This window comes from Roseivirga sp. AWQ4_251 (assembly GCF_056158225.1).
The window spans coordinates 2063609-2082666 of record NZ_JBSWSW010000001.1 but is presented as its reverse complement, the minus strand read 5'-3'; the positions used below and the strand labels follow the sequence as shown (position 1 = coordinate 2082666).

Below are 19058 nucleotides of genomic sequence, written 5' to 3'. Positions count from 1 at the left end.
GAGTAAATGTTAGTATGCTGAAAAGGAAGTATTTCATAGGATTGATTATGCCACTTTTGTTGGGGTTGTCCCTTGTTGCTCTTTTTTGCCTTTAAAGAATTTTCTGACAGCAGTTGCCCCACCAACCACAGCAAGAGCAATAACTTTCCAGAATTTAACTAAAAGAGCGAAAAAACCAGCTTTTGCAAGAATCTTTCCTGCAATTAAGCCTCCAATTCCATAAGCTGCAACTTTGTCTATGCTAGAATCGAAATCCCTATATCTGTTGCCTGCATTGAATTCAATACTGTTCAAAACAGGATCAATATTATTATTGATCAGATCAAGTTGATCAATGTCGGCTATATAGTTAAGCATCAAGTATCCTTTTCTGCCCAACACACGAATGTTGTAATTTAGAGTATTCATTTCCAACTCTTCAAATTTCAATTCTTTAGCCCAATAAAGTTTTTTACTCGTAGCATCGTAGTAGGGTTTGGCTGCCCAACCGATTAGGTCTACCATTGGGTAACCCGCTGCTTGGCGAGACTTATTTTCTTCATTTACGCTTTCTTTCATGTCGTCCATAAGCTCGTAATAGTTGATGGAAGAGGCATCTTCATCTTCAATATGTCCTTCTTCTATATAAGATATCTCGATGGCATAGTCCATGAAAAGAGGATTAGAATCTATTGGAAAAAGGAGCCCTAATGTGGATTCATCCGATGGGTTTTCCCATAAGTCTGATAGAATATATTGCGCCTGTGTTTTGTCAAGAAATTTGAATCCTTCTGGCACTTCAATTGTAGCAAGGTCATCTCCTAGATTGATAGTGCCATATTCATAAGAGAGGGTGTTTTCTATACTGTCCGAAGCATGTTGATAGTATTCTTGAAGTGCCTGAAGTTCTTCTTCAGTATAAGAAGTAGTATCTTCTTGAGCTTGTGCACTTAGATTAAAAAATATGCACAATAGAAAAAAAAGTAACTTTTTCATATTGATCGTTAAGGTTGAACAATCAATATATCAAAGAAATCAGATGCTTTTTAATACAATTTGATCAATTATCTGGAAGGTCTCTTAAATCTGCAGGAACTACACGCGAAACACCTTGTTCAATCATGGTTATACCATAAATAATGTCGGTGCTGGCCATGGTGCGCTTGTTATGAGTAACAATAATGAATTGAGATTCGGCCGAGAATTTCTTGATGATTTGATTGAATTTATCAATGTTGGCATCATCCAAAGGAGCATCAACCTCATCAAAAATACAGAAAGGCGCTGGCTTCAATAAGTAGATGGAAAACAGCAAAGAAGTGGCCGTTAATGTCTTTTCACCTCCAGAAAGCTGATTGATGGACAATGGCCTTTTTCCTTTAGGCTTGGCCATAATTTCAATTGGCGATTCCAATGGATTGCTCGGATCAACTAGGGTCAAGTCGCAATCATCTTCTTCAGTAAAAAGTGAACGGAAAACCTTAATGAAATTTTCTTTGATCTGGTGAAAAGCAGAAAGGAATGTGTCGCGGGCCACCGTGTCAATTTCATCAATGGTTTGAAGCAAAGAATCCTTGGCCTCCGTAAGATCATTCCTTTGGACGGTAATGAAATCGTGTCGCTCTTTAATCTCTTCGTAAGCCTCCATCGCCATAGGGTTGATGGGGCCTATTCTTTCAATTTTATCTTTTACTTTTTGAACCGCAGCTTCCAATTCTTCAATTGGAGCTTCGTCTTCTTCTGTTACTTCCTCTCTCAAAAGCGCATTCAAATCAATGTTGAACTCAACTGAAAGTCGTTCCTTAATGGAGGTCATTTGCAGTTTGGTTTCATTCAACTTGTTCTGAAATTCCATCAAGATGGTGTCTGCCTGCTCGCGTTTGTATCTCAGCTCTCGGAGGGTTTTGTCGGCAACATCAATGTCGCCACGCTGGGCGTAATATTCCTTTTCAGCTTCGTTAACGCCTTTTTCAATCGTTTCTTTCTCATCATATAAACCAATGAGCTCATCATCATTGGTTTCTGATGTTTCGATGAGGCGTTTAATTTCAGCCTCGTTTTTCTCTAATTCATTCTGGTTTTTCTCAATCCTGGCTTTACTGCCTTCGTAGGCGGTTTGTTTATAGCCAATTTCTTGAGTTACCGATTCGAGTTTATTCTGCTTTTGATGGAAGAGAATATTTACTTCGTTGTATTTCTGTGATTTTTCAGAAAGAAGTTCAGCTTCTTGTTTGGCCAGCTTTTCTAAATCGCCAATTCCTTGCTGAAGATTGATGAATTCCCTTTCAGCATCTTTTACCTCAGGCCTGAGTTCAATCAGGTCATCGGAAATGTTATCGATATTTCTGGCAATGTCTTCCCTGCGGTTGGCATTGCTACTGAGCATTTGCGAGAGCTGCTCTTTGCGGGTTTTTACAGAAATATATTCTTCATTAACCTGATTGTATTCTTTTTGAAGGCTATCAATTTCGGTTCGGTAGCTACTCGATTTGAGGTGAGCTAGTTCTTTTTGCTTTTCATCCAGTCTCTCCTTAATGTCAGCAATTTGAGTTTCAAGTTCCTTGATGCTCTTTTGTAGCTTCTCTAAGTTTTTAGCTCTACCAATTCTTTTTCCTTCAAAAAGCCCTACAGAACCTCCAGAAATGCTGAATTTCCTTTTTGTGTATTTCCCACTTTCGGTGATGAAAACGGCATCTTCGTCTAAAGGTATTTCGCCCGGGCCGCCATTGATCACAAACACATTTTCTAAGATATGCGCAATCAACCTGCGATAACGAGGTTCGTACTCAACGATTTCAGTAGCAGGAATTGCGTTCTGATACAGCTTGGTTTGAGCAGGTTCGTATTTATCGAAAGCATCAAGAATGAAGAAATTGGCTTTTCCTCTGGCAGCATCGCTGAGAATGTTCACCGCCTCGAACGCCTGCCTTTCATTATCTACAATATAGTAGTTCATGTAAGGCTCCAAATAATTCTCGATTGTGATTCTGTATCGATCATCACAAGTAAGAATATCGGAGAGGAGAGGAGCGTTTTTGTTCCAGTTAGCTTTCTTCTTCAAGAATTTAATCGCTTCAGGAAAACCCTCTAAGTTCTCAACCAAGCTTTTGGTAAGGTTGTACTCATTGCGCTGAGAGTCTACTTTTCTACTCAAGGAAGTTACCTTTTCCCTTATTTGGTCAATGGTTTCTTCCGTATTGGTAATGGCCTCTCTTTGTCTCTCTTCTTGGTTTTTCTTGAATTCTAATTCACTCTTCTTCTTGGTAAGAAGTTCTTCAATTTCGGCAAGCTTAGTGTCAAACGATTCTAAATTGGCAGATTGCTCTGATGTGTCTGAAGTAGTTTTTTCAAGTTCTCGATTCAGCGTTTGAAGCTGAATTTCTTTGATCTCAATTTCCTTTTTTAGATTGAAGAGCGTTTCGCGTTTGCTGTTGAAGGCTTGGCTTTTTTCGTTGTAGGCGGTTTGAGCTTCGTTAGCTTTTGCCTTGTGAGTATCATAATCCTGTTTTAATATTTCAACTTGAGATGAAGCCGTTTTAAAGTCTTTTTCAACAACTTCTTTTTCGTTTCTCAAGCTTTCTAAGCTGAAAGCCGCTCTTTCGTTACTTTTTTTGTCAGATTCAAGCTGTTCGCGAAGGTTATCACTTTTGTCTTCCAAATAGGTTAACCTTTCGTTTTTGATTTTGCGATCGCTTTCGAACTGACGAATTTTATTTACATGCTCGTTGAGTGTTCTTTGTCTTGTAGAAAGAAGTTTTTCCTTTGAAATGAGGTCAGCTTTTCCTTTTTCAATCACGGCCTCTTGATTGGCCATCATTTGATTGATCTCGATTTTTTTGTCGCCTTGTTGCTGAAGCTCCTTTTCAATGTTTTTAAGCTTCTTATTTTGGCTTTCTACCGTTTTTCTGGTCAGCCTAACAGAAAGACTTTTATGTTCTTCTTTTAAAACATAATATTTTTCGGCTTGTTTGGCCTGCTTCTCTAATGATTTGAGGTTCTTTTCAATCTCAAAAAGCAAATCTTCAACCCTGTCCAGGTCATCGTCTGTTTCTTTTAACTTTTTAAGCGTTTCCTTTTTTCTCTTCTTGAATTTGGAAATTCCTGCGGCTTCTTCGAATAAATCTCTTCGTGAATTCTCTTTATCATTCAGAAGGTCATCCACCATTTTTAGCTCAATAATGGCATAGCTGTTAGAAGCTATACCCGTATCCATAAAGAGCTCGTTGATATCTTTCAACCTACAATTTACCCCATTCAGAAGGTATTCGCTTTCTCCCGATCGGTAATAGCGCCTTGTTATAGTAACTTCGGTATATTCGGTTGGAAGAAGGTTTTTTGTGTTTTTAAAGGTTAGTGAAACTTCTGCCAGCTGAGTCGGCTTTCGGTTTTTTGTCCCGTTGAAAATGATGTTTTCCATTTTCTCTGAGCGCAGCATTCTGGTTTTTTGCTCGCCAAGAACCCACCGAATAGAATCTACAACATTGGATTTTCCGCAACCGTTTGGACCTACAATCCCTGTAATTCCCTCATCAAAATTGATGACGGCTTTATCTCCAAAACTCTTAAAACCTTTAATCTCCAGCTTGGTCAGTTGCATAGAATACCTCCGAAAAAATGGACGTGGCAAGCAAAATTAGAATTAATTCTTAGATTTGCTAATAGCCATGGATTTCGACTTCGGTAATATCATCTATATCATTTTTGCGATTCTTTATTTCGTGTTCACTGCTACGAAAAAGAAGAAACCTGAGCGTCAACCAACTACTTCGGATTCGCCTTCCAGAAAGGGCGACACGCTTGGTCCTCCGCCAGTAAAACATCAACCTACTTTTGAAGAACTTTTAGAAGAGTTTACCGGAAAGAAAAAGCAAGCTCAAGAGGTTTTAAGAAAAGAGGAACCAATTTTGGAGCAGGTAAAAATCAAAGAGCATAAGCCGGTTACAGCGATCACAAGAGAACGTGAAAAACCAAAAGCCAGACCTTCTCAACAGAATGAGCGTTTTGAGGAATTTGAAGAGAAAGAAAAGGAAACCACCGATTACCAAGAAATGCTTAGCGATTTAGACGGAGCTAAAAAGGCATTCGTTCTTAGCGAGATTTTCAACCGTAAATATTAGGGCAAAAAGAAACCCTCACGAGGAGGGCATTTACTTTCTAATCTTCTAAGACTTGCTGAAGTTTATAGGTACTTCAACTCTGGTGGCAATCTGTTTACCGTTTTTGATTCCAGCCTTCCATTTCGAAGATTTACGAATAGCTTCAACCACTTGTCTATCAAATTGACGACCTAAGCTTTCAACCAATCTTACATCTTTTACATTTCCATCTTCAGCAATTAAGAAAGAAACCATAACTGTGCCTTCTCTATATTTTGAAGGAGAGGTTTCTGGATATGCTAACTCTTTTGCAATTTCTGACTTCCAAGATTCAAAACCCTTTTGCGGAGCTGGCTGTGAATCGCCTTTACCAAAGCTGGTATAGATGTAAGCAACATCTGCAACAGTGATAGGAGCGTGCTCTGTTATAGCTTCACAAGAAAATATGAAGAATAACAATGCAGCTACAGGCAGGGGAGTCAACAATTTCAACCAGCTTATCTTCTTCTGGGCTTTGATCATATCCACTCTTTTCAAGGTTTTATTCTTGGCGAAGTGGCTTCCTTGATTCAACCCCATTTTCTGAAATACCAACTTTACCAAAAGTTTGGTGTAAGCCAATTGACCATTGGCCAATACAGCTTTGTTGTCGGCTTCATATTCGTGAATTTCTTCAAGTAAACTTCTATACAAATAGATAAAGGGATTGAACCAGAAGAAAATCTTTAAAACCTCCATAAGCATAATATCTAAGGAGTGTTTTTGCTTAATATGAACCTTTTCATGATCCATAATTTGCTTCTTTTCTTCAGCAGACAGCTCAATAGAATCGTCCCACATTAAGTATTTGAAGAAGGCAAAAGTTGGCATTTGACCTTCGGTTTTAACAAGGAAGTAATGATCCTTAAACCTAGTCTGATGTCTTCTGTACCAAAGAAATTCTTTGAAGGATCTGATTTGAATAAACAACCTTAAACCTAAAGCCACGAAACCTGCAATATAAAGGAGTAGCGCCACTTCCCACCACAACATAAATGGCCTTTCAGATTCAGCGACAACCGTAACTGAAGTGAATCCCTTCGGTTCAATAATTGGCTCTTTCGTTACCTCATTGCCTACCTCGTGAATGGAATTTAGAACACTCGGGGTGTACTCTGGATTGTAATCCACTTCTATCAAAGGGAATGCTAATGAGAAAAGCACCGCAGATAGTAGATAGAATCTGTTGTACTGAAAGCTTCTCTCATTTCTTAGTACGAAATGATATAGTAGATAGAAAACGGCTAGGCAAGTAGCGGTTTCTAAAACGTAGAGAAGCCCATCATTGAGCGTATCCAGCAATTCCAGCGTTGGGTGCTTTGACATAAACTGCCTTTTAAATTAGAGGTATTATTCTTCTTCTTTTAAGTCATCTTCAACATGTTTTACTAAAGACTCAAAGTCTTTAACGTCCATGTCGTTTTCTTTGGCGAAAAACGAAACCAGTTTTTGGAAAGAACCTCCAAAATATCCTCCAATAAAGTTTTTCAAGTAGAAATTACTGTAACTGGTTTTGTCAATAATAGGAAAGTATTCATGAGTTTTTCCGTAGGCTTTATAACCTACAAACCCCTTTTTTTCCAAAATTCTAATGATCGTAGAAACGGTATTATAAGCGGGTTTTGGTTCTGGCATTTTTACGAGCACATCCTTGACAAATCCTCTGTCAATCTCCCACAAAATCTTCATCACCTGCTCTTCCGCCTTTGTTAATTCTTTCATAACTCAAAGTTGTTAATACTTATGTTGTGTCTAATATCAATGATAAAACTATTCGGGTAGTTTTCCAACTAACAGCGTAGTTTTTTGACTAAGATTTATTGAGTAAAGGCGTATGTGATTAGGTTCGCACCCATGCGTAGCGCCTGAAGTCTTACGGATTGAGGGTCGTTATGAATGCGTTGATCTTCCCAGCCGTTTCCTAAATCACTTTCGTAAGAATAATAGCAGATTAATCGACCTTCATAAACTAAACCAAAACCTTGTGGGGCTTTTCCATCATGTTCATGAACCTTTGGGATTCCTTTTTCAAATTCGAATTTCTGATGGTAAATAGCGTGATCGTGTGGCAGTTCTATAAATTCTAATTCTGGAAAAACCTTTTTCATCTCCAGTCTAATAAATTGATCGAGACCATAGTTGTCGTCAATGTGGAGAAAGCCTCCAGCAAGCAGATAATTTCTCAGATTTTCAGCTTCCTGATTAGAGAAAACAACATTTCCATGGCCTGTCATATATAGAAATGAATAATCGAAAAGGCTTGGACTGCCAACTTCTACCACTGCATCTTCGGTATCGATATTGGTCTTTAAGTTTTCGTTACAAAAAGTAGCAAGGTTGGGTAACGCAGTTTTGTTAGCATACCAGTCGCCACCACCATTGTATTTCAGTTTTGCAATTTTTATTTTGTTCTGTTGAGCATTGCCTTGTGTTGAAAATATCACAAGCAAAGCCATTATAAAACCACGAATTAGGTTTGCCATAGCATCACATTTCTCAAATTCAATTCATAATAGTCAAAATATTGACTGCTTTAAAGAAAGCCTGATATAATTGAACTAAGTTTTATTCGAGAATGCTTTAGAATTGGTGTAGATGGAAACGAATTTTTAAAATGGACATTTCTGTAGGAGATTTATGGGTTGAGAAATTAAGGCAACGATTGGCTGAGCCACTGCCTGGAAGAGAGGCACAAGTTCTTATGGCTCCATCGCCTGTGGATGAAAGTCGGTTTAATGAGAATCCGAATAGTCCCGCCCGCCCCGGTGGAGTGATGGCTTTGTTATACCCGAAAAATGGAGAGCTGTATCTGCCTTTGATGAAAAGGCCAAGTTATGCAGGAGCTCACAGCGGCCAAGTGAGTTTTCCGGGAGGGAAATTAGAGGATTCAGATCGCGACCTTATAGAAACGGCCTTAAGGGAAACTGAAGAAGAAATAGGAGTGAAGGCTACAGATATTACCGTGTTAGGCAATCTTTCTGACCTATTTATTGTCGCTAGCAATTTTAAAGTGAAACCAACGGTGGGTTTTTTAAGTCAGGTGCCTGAATTCATTCCAGACCCGATTGAAGTTGAGGACGTATTGGAAGTTTCAATCGCTGACTTGAGAAACGAAAGTTTGCGAGGAATTCAAGAAATGCGTTTCGGAAAGTATGTGATTCAGTCACCTTATTTTCATGTTGGCGGACATCAAGTTTGGGGTGCCACTGCAATGATATTAAGCGAATTACTTCATGTTTTAGAATCCGTTGGATTATAAATCTGGGTTTTCGAGAATAGCTGTGGCTTCTATTTCCACCAAATAATCTGGGCCAATAAAACGCGAAACTTCTACCATGGTGGTACATGGTTTGATTTCTTTGAAAAACTCGCTGTGTGCTCTGCCAATTTCTTCCCATTGATCGATGTTGGTTACAAACATTCTGGTTCTTACCACATCTTTCAATTCTGCACCGAGAGATTTTAGTGCTTTCTCTATTTTTTGAATAGCAAATTTTGTCTGTGTATAAGGATCGTCCTTACCTACAAGAATTCCCTCGTCATCGGCAACCGTTCCCGTAACCTCAATCGTATTTCCGATTCTAACAGCTCTGGAATATCCAACAATATCTTCCCAAGGGCTGCCACTGGAAAGGTTAATTCTCTTTGAGGTGGCCATTTTCTAAATATTGAACGAGTTTTTGAAGAAGTGATTTTGGGTCGAAAGGTTTCGAGATATATTCTTCCATGAAATGAGCATTTTTATTCGGCTCTATTTCGCTTTCGCTAAAGGCGGTAAGTCCTAAAATCAGGGTTGAAGTATTGAACGCGGATTTTTGCTTAATGGCTGCTGCACATTCAAAACCGTTCATGCCTTCCATTTGAAGATCCATAAGAATCAGGTCGAATGAAGCCTGATTGGCAATTTCAACGGCCTTTTCTCCACTAGAAGCCTCATAGAAATCGGCATTCCATTTTTGGAACAATCTTTTGAGCACCATTCTATTCATATAGTTATCGTCAACTACAAGAATTTTGGCCAACTTAAGATCATCCGTAGTATTTGCCTTATCTGCAGCGAGAATGTCGAAAGATTCTGGCAAGCCAAATTCAATTTTAAACTTGAATTCCGCTCCTTCGTTTGCTTCACTTTTCACGCTGATTTCTCCATTATGCATTTCCAATAATTTTTTTGTGATGGCCAGTCCAAGTCCAGTTCCACCATATTTGCGGGTAGTATCGCTACTCGCTTGTTCGTAGTCGTTGAAAATTTCGTCCAGTTTTTCTTTAGGAATACCAATTCCAGTATCGGCTACAGTGAACACTAAGGTAACTCTATCGTCTTTTACGCCCACCAAAGAAGCGCTTACATTTACGCTACCTTCGTCAGTGAATTTTAAGGCGTTGCTAATCAGGTTGTTGAAGATTTGAGTCAATCGTGTTGGGTCACCAACTAACTTATTTGGAGTGTTTTCTTCCAAGCCAAAATTGAGAGCGACACCTTTGCTAGATGCTTTAAATTTGAAGCTATCGCGAATATTCTTTAACAGGTCTATTAAGGAGAAGTCGATGTTTTCTAATTTGAGTTTACCAGCTTCCATTTTGTTGTAATCCAAAATGTCGTTGATTAAGCTGCTAAGGCCTTCTGCTGAAAATTTCAGGGCATCGATGTATTCTTGAGTCTCTTCGTTTTCATTGTCAATGTCCAGTAAATGGCTCAAACTGATGATTGCATTGAGCGGAGTTCTGATTTCATAACTCATCACTGAAAGGAACTCAGACTTAGATTTAGTAGCGTCTTCAGCTTCTTTTCTGGCAATTTTTAATTCCTTATTCTGAATGTTAATCAAGTGGGTTCTTTCGGCCACTTTTTCTTTCAATTCTAAGTTGATTTTGCTTTGAAGCCTTTCATTTTCAATAAGTTGAATAATGAGAGATTCCTGGGTAACGGAATGGTTTTCGAACAATTCTTTCATTTTATGACCCAAGCCAAACGCAAAAAACAACACCTCAAAACTCACAGCAATTTGCACGAATGGAATCACATTGGAATCTAGGTTGAGAATGTATTCTGCCGAAGCAAAAATGATAATGCTTACAAGAAACACTGAAGCCAGCGTAAAGTATTTGGCCTCTACTGTGTTCAATTTTCTTATGGAAAGAATGAATACGATTACGCTTGTACTCAGGATGATATTGAAGAAATTATGTACAATAAGCGAGTTCAAAACATCTTGTGAAAGCGTAACATAAATGGAGTTAATGATAAAGGCGGCTCCAATGCTCCACGCGAACCACTTAAAATAACCGTCCCATTTTTTATAGTTCTCTTGCGTGTTTAAGAAATAGCGGGCAAAGAATAAATAGAATCCTGCTGTTAGGTTGGGCAACAACCATAAAAACGACATGTATTCAGGGTGAGACGGGAACAAATACGTGTCGAGAAAGCCATAATAAAACGTGAAGTATAGGCCATTTGACAAGGTGTATAAACCATAAAATAGGAACTCGTACTTTCTCACATAAATGAAGAATGTGAAGCCCAAAACAGAGAGCACCAATAACAAACCAGTGAAAATCCCCTCTAAAAGGCCTTTGTCTTCAATTTGCTTATGCCAATCGTCCATCGGCACAATTTTGAAATCGAAGCGGGGAGGGAAGTTATCCAGAGATTTTATCTTGATCAGGATTTCCACGCTTTCTTCTGCATGAAGACTTATTCTGAACCTAGATTGAAAACCTTGTTTGATATCTCGTTCCTCAATAGGCACAAAGTAGCCAGTTTTTAAAGTATCAACTCTGCCATTATGATTTAAGTATGCAGTTGAGTAGGCATTGTCTCCTGTATAGAGCACAAAGTCGCTGTGTTCTTCGGTAGAATTGGTGAGAGAAAGCTTTACCCAATAGGTTTTGGTTTTCTCAAATAGGTCAATTTGATTGAGGGATATAAAGTAACTTTGATTGAAATCTTTAACATCGTCATATTCCAAGAGATTGGTGTCATCTCGGAATACCATGATTTGAGAAGGTGATATTTTCTGTGTTTTGTTACTATATATTTTGTGTTGTTGCCAAAAAACTTCCGCCTTTGCCCAATGAGTTGAACTCAAAGAACAAAGCACTACAAAAACGAGTAAGTTGGTTAGTTTCAGTATTTTAAATCTTCGGGCAAACATGGCCATTGCCTATAATTAAGCGGCAAATTGCGAATTTATCCTATCAATATTAAATGCTGATATATAAAAAAAATGCTATTGCTGTAATAAGCTAAATAGTGAATTCAAACGATCAATTTATGGGTATAAAAACTACGCAAATTTGATGGCGTCTTTACTCCAAGGTTCTGACTGATTTATGGCTTCAATTACTTTTTCAGGATCATCAAAAGTGGTCCAGATGCCTTTATGTACAGGTTTCATGAAATTGTGGTCTATACAATTGTCAAGCATTTTTAGTAGTGGATTGTAATAACCATCTACATTGAGAATTAATATAGGTTTTGTGAAAATCCCCAATCGTTTTAAGGTAATGGCTTCCATAAGTTCTTCCATGGTTCCACAGCCTCCGGGAAGAGTAATTAAAGCGTCAACCCCAACCATAAACTGCTTTTTCCTTTCATGCATATCGGCTGTGAAAATGAACTCATTGACATCTTTATGATGGAATTCAACTTCTCTCATAAAATGAGGCATGATACCGACAATTCTACCTTTTTCAGAAATGATTGTGTCAGCTAGTTTGCCCATTAAGCCCCTTCCGCCACCACCATAAACAACAGTAATGTTGTTCTTCACTAGTATTTTGGCCAGTTTTTCAGTAGCCTCAAAATACTTTTCATCTATATCTTGGCTTGAAGCGCAGTAAACGCAAACCTTTTTAATCTTTTGCATGAAAATTAAACTCAGTTGAGCTTAGCAAGTTCGATATGATTCTTGTGAACTCAAAAGGTTGATCACTAAAAAAGGTAAGTACATACCTTTTGGGTTCGGTTCAATATGGATTTTTGGTATCTTCCACAAACTATCAATAAATAAAACATGATTAGATATTTAACTACACCTCGTTGGATTCTTCTCTTTTTAGCTGCTTGCAGTGCATTTTCTTTGAATGCCCAAGGCACCAGATTGCTGAGAGAACCAACGATATCTCAAAACGAAATTGTTTTTGTTTATGCCAATGACCTTTGGTCTGTTGGTTTAAATGGAGGAGAGGCCAAGAGGCTCACTACTAATATTGGAGGGGAAACCGATCCTCATTTTTCACCAGATGGTAAGTGGATTGCATTTACCGGCCAGTATGATGGAAACGGAGACGTTTATATCATTCCTTCCCATGGAGGCGAGCCACAAAGATTGACTTATCACCCAGGGAATGATGTTGTAACAGGATGGACCCCTGACGGAAAAGTGTTATTTAGTTCAGGTAGAAATGGTCATCCAACGAAAGAATCTAAGTTTTTTAGTGTTAGCACCAAGGGTGGAACATCAGAAGAGTTGATTATTCCAAGAGGAGTGGATGGTCAAATTTCTGCAGATGGAAAATATATTGCTTATCAACAGATTTCATTCTGGGATCCTGAATGGAGGAATCACAGAGGTGGCCAAGCCAAGCCAATTTGGATTGTAGATTTAAAGAATTATGATTTAAAGGAAACGCCTCAATTGGATGGTGAAAGACATACAAGCCCGGTTTGGTTAAACGGAGTAGTTTATTATTTGTCAGAAAGAGATTTCGCTAATAATATTTGGTCTTTCAACCCCAAAAATAATGAATCGAAGCAAATTACTTTCCATGCTGATTTTGATGTAAAAAACATTGATGCCGGTGCAGGAATGTTGGTTTACGAGCAAGGAAGCTATTTGCATACCTTAAATCCGAAGACGGGTGAGCACAAGCAACTCAACATCACTGTTTCGGGAGATATGAATTGGGGTCGCCCAAGGTGGGTAGATGCTTCTGCAGGTCAGTTGATTAATGCAAATATTTCTCCCACAGGAAAGCGTGCCGTCTTTGAGTTTAGGGGCGAAATAATTACTGTTCCGAAAGAAGAAGGCGATTGGAGAAATGTTTCTAATGACAATAGTTCAGCGGATAGGTCTCCAGTTTGGTCTCCTGATGGAAGTAAAATCGCTTGGTTTTCAGACAAAACCGGAGAATACACTTTAATGATTTCTGATCAGGAGGGTTTGGCAACTCCTCGATCTATAAAACTGCCAAATCCCACCTTCTATTTTAATCCAGTTTGGTCGCCAGACGGAAAGTACATTGCCTATACCGACACGGATTATAACATGTGGTATGTGGATATTGAGAAGGATGAAGCAAAAAAGGTTGATACAGAATTGTATGCTCACCCAGATCGTTCTATGAATCCTATTTGGTCTCCAGACAGCAAGTGGATTGCTTATGTTCGATTGCAAGAAAATCAGTTCAAAGCGGTTAAAGTGTATAGCTTAGAATCGGGTAAATCAACTCAAATAACCGATGGAATGTCCGATGCTATTACGCCTGCTTGGGATGCGAACGGTAAATACCTTTACTTTTTAGCAAGTACCGATTTCGGCCTAAATACGGGTTGGCTCGATATGAGTAGCTATAATATGCCAGTCACCAGAGCTCTTTATATGGTATTGCTTGATAAGTCAGAGCCTTCTCCATTCCTTCCTATCAGTGATGAAGAAGTAGTTAAAGAAGAAACCAAGAAGGAAGAAACTAAAGGTGATGTTTCTGTGAAAATTGATTTCGAAGGCATAGAAAAAAGAATCTTAGCGGTTGATGTTCCTTCAAGAAATTATACCGCTTTGATAGAAGGTCCTGCCGATCATGTCTTTTATGTTGAAGTGCAGCCAGAAGGAGGGAATGCGCTTCATCGCTATAGTATAAAGGAAAGAAAAGAGGTTCAGTTTATGGAAAGAATCAGTTCCGCAGTAACTTCTATGGACAAGAAAACGCTTTTATACCGCAGTGGCGGAACTTGGGGGATGGTATCAACTTCAGGAGGGTCAAAAAAATCTGGTGATGGCAGAATCAGCACTTCAGATATCAGAGTAAAAGTAGATCCGCAGGCTGAGGCTAAGCAAATTCTCAAAGAGGGTTGGAGGTATATGAGAGATTTCTTGTATGTAGACAATGTACATGGCGCTCCTTGGGACAAAGTTTGGGAGTGGTATTCACCTTGGGTAAAGGATGTTCGTCATCGTTCCGACCTCAATTATATTGTCGATATTATTAGTGGCGAAGTTGCTGTAGGCCATTCTTATGTTTCTGGAGGAGATTTCCCTAGGGTTGAGAGCGACCGAGTAGGGCTTTTAGGGGCTGATATCACCCAAGATAAAAATGGTTTTAGAATAACTAAGATCTATACTGGTGAAAGCTGGAACCCAAGTTTACGGGCTCCTTTGGCTACTCCTGGTATTAATGTAAAAGAAGGTGATTATATTCTGAAGGTTGACGGTGAAATGGTTGATGCCAATAAAAACTTCTTTAGCTACTTTGTTGGAACCGCTAATCGTCAGGTTAAACTTTTAGTAAACGACAAACCAAAAGTTGATGGCGCCAAAGTGATTACCGTAGAAACCATTTCAAGCGAAAATGGACTTCGTAGTTTCGACTGGATTGAAGGAAACCGTAAAAAAGTAGATGCACTTTCAGGAGGAAAATTGGCCTATGTGTACGTTCCAAATACTTCAAACCCTGGGTACACTTACTTTAATCGTTACTATTTTTCTCAACAAGACAAAAAAGGAGCTGTTATAGACGAGAGAAATAACGGTGGTGGATCGGCTGCCGATTACATGATTGACATCATGAACAGAACCTTGCTAGGTTATTTCAATAGTAGGGTTGAAGGGCACAGGCCTTTTACTACGCCAGGAGCCGGTATTTATGGCCCTAAAGTTATGATTATCAACGGAAGAGCAGGCTCTGGAGGAGATTTGCTTCCTTATATGTTTAAGAAAATGAAACTTGGCCCATTAGTGGGTACACTCACATGGGGTGGTTTAGTAGGTACTTGGGATACTCCTCCATTTATCGATAATGGTAGGATGGTTGCGCCTCGCGGTGGTTTCTATAATACTGAAGGAGAATGGGATGTGGAAGGTCAAGGAATAGCTCCCGATATTGAAGTTGAGCAAACCCCAAAATTGGTGATTGGCGGAAAGGACCCTCAATTGGAAAAAGCCGTAGAAGAAGCTATGAGGTTGTTGAAAACAGAGGAAGTAATTTTCAAGCCTGAACCAGCCGCACCTATCCGTTGGAAGCGCCCTGTAAAAAAAGGTAATGAATAGAAAATTGGTAAATCCTCAAATTCGATGAGGTAAAAATCATAGAATTCAATGATGTTATTTTTAAGTCCCGAATAATCATATTCGGGACTTAATTTTTTTACATTGGAATATTGACATGCGATAATCTTTTTAACTACATTTATTGAGACTTCTAAAACAGATTAAGGTATGTTTTTGAAAATCAATACTTTGTTAACTATACCTAATTTTTATGGTTTCTACCGTTATTCTAGTAATTTTTGGCATACTAGGGCTGCTGAGAATAGGTCGCGTTCATAATACCTTTACTAAGGTCGTAACGTTTGCTTTGTGTTTAAGTGCATTGGCGCTGTGTGTTAATTTTTATGGAATATCTACCTACGCACAATTTGCCGTAGCTTTCTTTTCTCTGTTGGCTAGTTTTGAATCTACAAACTCATTTTCGTTAGAGAAATTCCAAGTGGCTTTTATTGTGGTAAGTGGAATGGTGTTTTTTGCCTACGAACTTATCGTTGCTATTAAATTACCATTGGATATTCCTGTATGGCCTTTGTTGATTGTTTTTCTTTTTGGGGTTTACTACTTACAGGCAAAACACTATCGGCAGATCAGAACCAGATTGGGAATTTTGTTAGTTTGGTCGGGTTTGGCTATTTCGTCAATCATCAACCGAGTGATTTCAATGTTTTAATGTCCAGAATCAGTCGATTCATTTCAAGAGGAATAGTGCCGTTATAAACGCCTCTGATTCTTCCTCTCCCATCAACCAAAATAAGATTTTCTGTGTGAAGAAATTCTTCGGAACTTTTGCTTAAGCCTATTTCCTTTTCCGCGAAATAGGAATTTCTAGCAAGGTCATAGATTTCCTGTTGATTACCAGTAAGTAAGTGCCATTGATTGGAATCAATGTTGTGAAGTTGGGCATAGCTGTTCAAAACCGCTACCGAATCCACCCATGGCATTACCGAGTAAGACAGTATTTTCACCTCAGAATCTTGTTTGAAAGCTTCTTGAACTTGAGATAAATTGGATGTCATTTTGGGGCAAATGCTTGGACAAATGGTGAAGAAGAAGTCAGCGACATAGATTTTGCCTTGCATGTCTTCATTAGTTATGGTGTTGCCATTTTGGTCTTCAAAAGCAAAAGGGGCAATTGAATGAATACTGCTGTATTCTTCTGCGCTTTCTTCAATCCATTCTGGCGAGAAATCAGCTGAATTGTAGAAAGGTAGTGGAATTTGTGTCTGGATTTCTTGAGCTTTTTCAGAATTACTACACCCCAAAAAGCTAATAATTAATAGCAGTGAAAACGCCTTTTTCATCACTCACAGATTTGCAGTTTTTTAATCCGATGAGGCCATATCTATGACCATTTTTAACTATATAATTGGCTCTGATTGAGCCATCGGTTTCCCACATTTTTTGTGAGCCTATTTCTTTTCCATTTTCATAATGAAACACTCTATATGCTTGCCCACTTTCAAACCATTCCTTTGATTCCCCATACTCAAGGCCCTTTTTAAAATAATAATCGAACTTTTGATTTCCATTTGGCCACCAACCTTGGTGATGACCTTCTTTTCTATTCGATGCGTAAAACCTTATTTCTTTTAGGTTGCCATTTTCATAATAAACAAAGTGCTCTCCGTGCTTTTTTCCTTTGAAAAATGACCTTCTGCTTGCAGTCTGGCCGTTTGAATAATTACTGAATACAACTCCGGTAAAAGGAATATCATCAAGGTAGACCAAGGCTCCGGATTGATGGAGCCTTGGATCTTCCTCAGATACTTCGATTGAGGCAATAGTATTTTCTTCGGTCGGATGTTGACTACTTCTTATTCCTAATGAAATGAGGATAAGGCTATATGTGAATACCTTTTTCAAATCAATTGCTTACGGTACCCGCTACTCCAAAAAATCCACTTCCGTTTATATATGGATCAGCATCTGTAATATGGTAGTGGTAAATTCCATCAGGATATTCTTCGGTTTCATGAATATGCCCGTGATAATCGTCAAGGTCGACATTTGTTACCCGTTGCCCATCTTCTATGGGGCCATACACAGGAAATCCATCTAAAAGCCAACCTAGCAAAACATCGCTGCCAAGCGTTGCGGTCAAATAGGAAGGTTCTTGATGATAATGATAAACTCCTGAGTTCTGTGGATGACCAAGATATTGGTCGAAAGAGTCAATTTCATTGGTTAAAGGTTGGTTTGGCCCCGCATATTGATTGAAAAACACTACACCATTTAGTGATATGCCAATTGCGCCCAATGGAGTTGCTTCTTTATTGGTCGCTTCCTTGGGGTTTAGAGGTATTCTAAGTGTAATGCTTTGGGTTTCAATTCGGTTAGGGTTAATATGGAAGTTGGCGTTATCTCCATTATAGGCTTCGTATCGCGAATCGCTTTGAGAGAAATATGGGCTTGAATGATTCGGGATGTCATCAGTTTCTACTACAAGAAAATCACCATCAATATAAACGGTCACGTTATCCGTGAACTTCTCGAAAATAGCAGGTATTTCAGTGTTTTGATCGTCTATCGGGTCGACTTCACCATTGCTTGAACAAGCCAAAGCCAAGGTTAGAAATACGGGAAAAAGAAGAGCTTTTGTTTTCATATCTGTTGCCTTTTTGTAATGCTTTGGATGACAACAGCTCATGAAACTTGCGCTTCAGAAAAAATATTTTGAAAAAAAGAAGGCTGATCAATCGACCAGCCTTGAATAGTTTATTTCTTAAACTGCTTTGAAACGATTAAATCTTTTGTTCCGTGGGTCCAAGAATAGAAGCCTTCACCTGATTTCACTCCCAAATAACCAGCCGTTACCATATTCACCAATAATGGGCATGGCGCATATTTTGGATTGCCGAAACCTTCATAAAGTACATTCATGATAGAAAGGCAAACGTCTAGCCCAATGAAATCAGCAAGTTGAAGCGGCCCCATTGGATGCGCCATTCCCAATTTCATTACGGTGTCAATTTCTTCAACACCAGCTACTCCTTCGAAGAGAGAAATAATAGCTTCATTGATCATTGGCATCAAAATTCTGTTTGAAATGAAGCCAGGATAATCATTTACTTCGACAGGAACCTTGCTTAATTTTTTAGAAGTCTCCATAATCAGTTCGGTTACCTCATCCGAAGTGGCATAACCTCTAATCACTTCTACTAATTTCATTACAGGCACAGGATTCATGAAGTGCATTCCGATAACCTTGTCGGCTCGTTTAGTTGCTGCGCCTATTTTTGTAATTGGAATTGAAGATGTATTGGAAGCCAAAATACACTCTGGTTTAGTGTATTCGTCTAAATCACTGAAGATTTTAAGTTTAATATCTACATTTTCTGTGGCTGCTTCTACCACTAAATCTGCATTTTCAACACCAGCCTTCATGTCAGTAAATGTGGCAATGTTCGATAGGGTAGAGTTTTTTGTGGCTTCATCAATTTTTTCCTTGGCAAGCATTCTGTCAAGGTTCTTTTCAATGGTTTTAACCGCCTTATCTAATGCATTTTGATTGATATCAACTAGGTTGACTTTAAATCCACTTTGTGCAAAAACGTGGGCAATTCCATTTCCCATTGTGCCCGAACCAATGACTGATATATTTTCCATAGTTTACTTTTATTGATTTTCTATCGTTTGCACAAATATAAAAGGGTGAGCAACAAATTTGTTTTGGCTA

At 38.7% G+C, this 19058-nt stretch carries 16 protein-coding genes; 4 read left to right on the top strand and 12 right to left on the bottom strand.

The genetic code is table 11. From position 1 onward, the window contains the following. Window positions 1–45 precede the first annotated feature (45 nt). Window positions 46–975, bottom strand: a complete 930-nt coding sequence (locus ACXACJ_RS09060; protein ID WP_475134042.1) for a DUF2167 domain-containing protein — start codon at window positions 973–975, stop codon at window positions 46–48. Between the two features lie 64 nt (window positions 976–1039). Then, the gene (gene smc / locus ACXACJ_RS09055) at window positions 1040–4576 is read right to left on the bottom strand and encodes a chromosome segregation protein SMC (protein WP_475134041.1); all 3537 of its coding nucleotides are present in this window, start codon (window positions 4574–4576) and stop codon (window positions 1040–1042) included. 67 nt (window positions 4577–4643) lie between these two features. Between smc and ACXACJ_RS09050 the strand changes: the two genes are divergently transcribed. Beyond that, the gene (locus tag ACXACJ_RS09050) at window positions 4644–5096 is read left to right on the top strand and encodes a hypothetical protein (RefSeq protein WP_475134040.1); all 453 of its coding nucleotides are present in this window, start codon (window positions 4644–4646) and stop codon (window positions 5094–5096) included. 45 nt (window positions 5097–5141) lie between these two features. On the opposite strand, the gene ACXACJ_RS09045 is transcribed toward ACXACJ_RS09050, so the two are convergent. From ACXACJ_RS09045 to ACXACJ_RS09035, 3 genes are all read right to left on the bottom strand, one after another. Beyond that, a complete protein-coding gene (locus ACXACJ_RS09045) occupies window positions 5142–6440 on the bottom strand; it encodes a M56 family metallopeptidase (protein ID WP_475134039.1) in 1299 nt (432 codons plus the stop codon). Window positions 6441–6464: 24 nt separating this feature from the next. After that, on the bottom strand, window positions 6465–6836 hold the full coding sequence (locus tag ACXACJ_RS09040; protein WP_475134038.1) for a BlaI/MecI/CopY family transcriptional regulator: 372 nt from the start codon (window positions 6834–6836) through the stop codon (window positions 6465–6467). A 95-nt stretch (window positions 6837–6931) separates the two neighbouring features. Beyond that, window positions 6932–7570 (bottom strand): DUF4159 domain-containing protein, encoded by a 639-nt coding sequence (locus tag ACXACJ_RS09035; protein ID WP_475135078.1) that lies wholly within the window; start codon window positions 7568–7570, stop codon window positions 6932–6934. Window positions 7571–7728: 158 nt separating this feature from the next. Between ACXACJ_RS09035 and ACXACJ_RS09030 the strand changes: the two genes are divergently transcribed. Continuing rightward, entirely contained in the window at window positions 7729–8373 is a 645-nt protein-coding gene (locus ACXACJ_RS09030) for an NUDIX hydrolase (RefSeq protein WP_475134037.1), read from the top strand. On the opposite strand, the gene ACXACJ_RS09025 is transcribed toward ACXACJ_RS09030, so the two are convergent. From ACXACJ_RS09025 to ACXACJ_RS09015, 3 genes are all read right to left on the bottom strand, one after another. Next, a complete protein-coding gene (locus tag ACXACJ_RS09025; RefSeq protein WP_475134036.1) occupies window positions 8368–8772 on the bottom strand; it encodes a RidA family protein in 405 nt (134 codons plus the stop codon). The two genes, ACXACJ_RS09030 and ACXACJ_RS09025, sit on opposite strands and share 6 nt — an antisense overlap. Continuing rightward, a complete protein-coding gene (locus tag ACXACJ_RS09020; RefSeq protein WP_475134035.1) occupies window positions 8750–11110 on the bottom strand; it encodes an ATP-binding protein in 2361 nt (786 codons plus the stop codon). Before ACXACJ_RS09020 ends, ACXACJ_RS09025 begins: the two co-directional genes overlap by 23 nt. A 291-nt stretch (window positions 11111–11401) precedes the next feature. Then, window positions 11402–11983: an LOG family protein gene (locus ACXACJ_RS09015; protein ID WP_475134034.1), complete on the bottom strand. Its 582-nt coding sequence runs from the start codon at window positions 11981–11983 to the stop codon at window positions 11402–11404. A gap of 147 nt (window positions 11984–12130) precedes the next feature. Here ACXACJ_RS09015 and ACXACJ_RS09010 point away from each other — a divergent pair, with 147 nt between their 5' ends. Both ACXACJ_RS09010 and ACXACJ_RS09005 read left to right on the top strand, forming a co-directional pair. After that, window positions 12131–15382, top strand: a complete 3252-nt coding sequence (locus ACXACJ_RS09010; RefSeq protein WP_475134033.1) for a S41 family peptidase — start codon at window positions 12131–12133, stop codon at window positions 15380–15382. A 211-nt stretch (window positions 15383–15593) separates the two neighbouring features. Continuing rightward, window positions 15594–16052: a hypothetical protein gene (locus tag ACXACJ_RS09005; RefSeq protein WP_475134032.1), complete on the top strand. Its 459-nt coding sequence runs from the start codon at window positions 15594–15596 to the stop codon at window positions 16050–16052. On the opposite strand, the gene ACXACJ_RS09000 is transcribed toward ACXACJ_RS09005, so the two are convergent. From ACXACJ_RS09000 to ACXACJ_RS08985, 4 genes are all read right to left on the bottom strand, one after another. Then, window positions 16027–16683 carry an SCO family protein gene (locus ACXACJ_RS09000; protein ID WP_475134031.1) on the bottom strand — a complete coding sequence of 219 codons (657 nt, stop codon included), beginning with the start codon at window positions 16681–16683 and terminating at the stop codon, window positions 16027–16029. The genes ACXACJ_RS09005 and ACXACJ_RS09000 overlap by 26 nt on opposite strands. Continuing rightward, window positions 16649–17245 (bottom strand): toxin-antitoxin system YwqK family antitoxin, encoded by a 597-nt coding sequence (locus ACXACJ_RS08995; protein WP_475134030.1) that lies wholly within the window; start codon window positions 17243–17245, stop codon window positions 16649–16651. Before ACXACJ_RS08995 ends, ACXACJ_RS09000 begins: the two co-directional genes overlap by 35 nt. Before the next feature lies 1 nt (window position 17246). Continuing rightward, window positions 17247–17987: a YHYH protein gene (locus ACXACJ_RS08990; RefSeq protein WP_475134029.1), complete on the bottom strand. Its 741-nt coding sequence runs from the start codon at window positions 17985–17987 to the stop codon at window positions 17247–17249. A gap of 110 nt (window positions 17988–18097) precedes the next feature. Next, entirely contained in the window at window positions 18098–18988 is an 891-nt protein-coding gene (locus ACXACJ_RS08985; protein WP_475134028.1) for a 3-hydroxybutyryl-CoA dehydrogenase, read from the bottom strand. Window positions 18989–19058 lie beyond the last annotated feature (70 nt).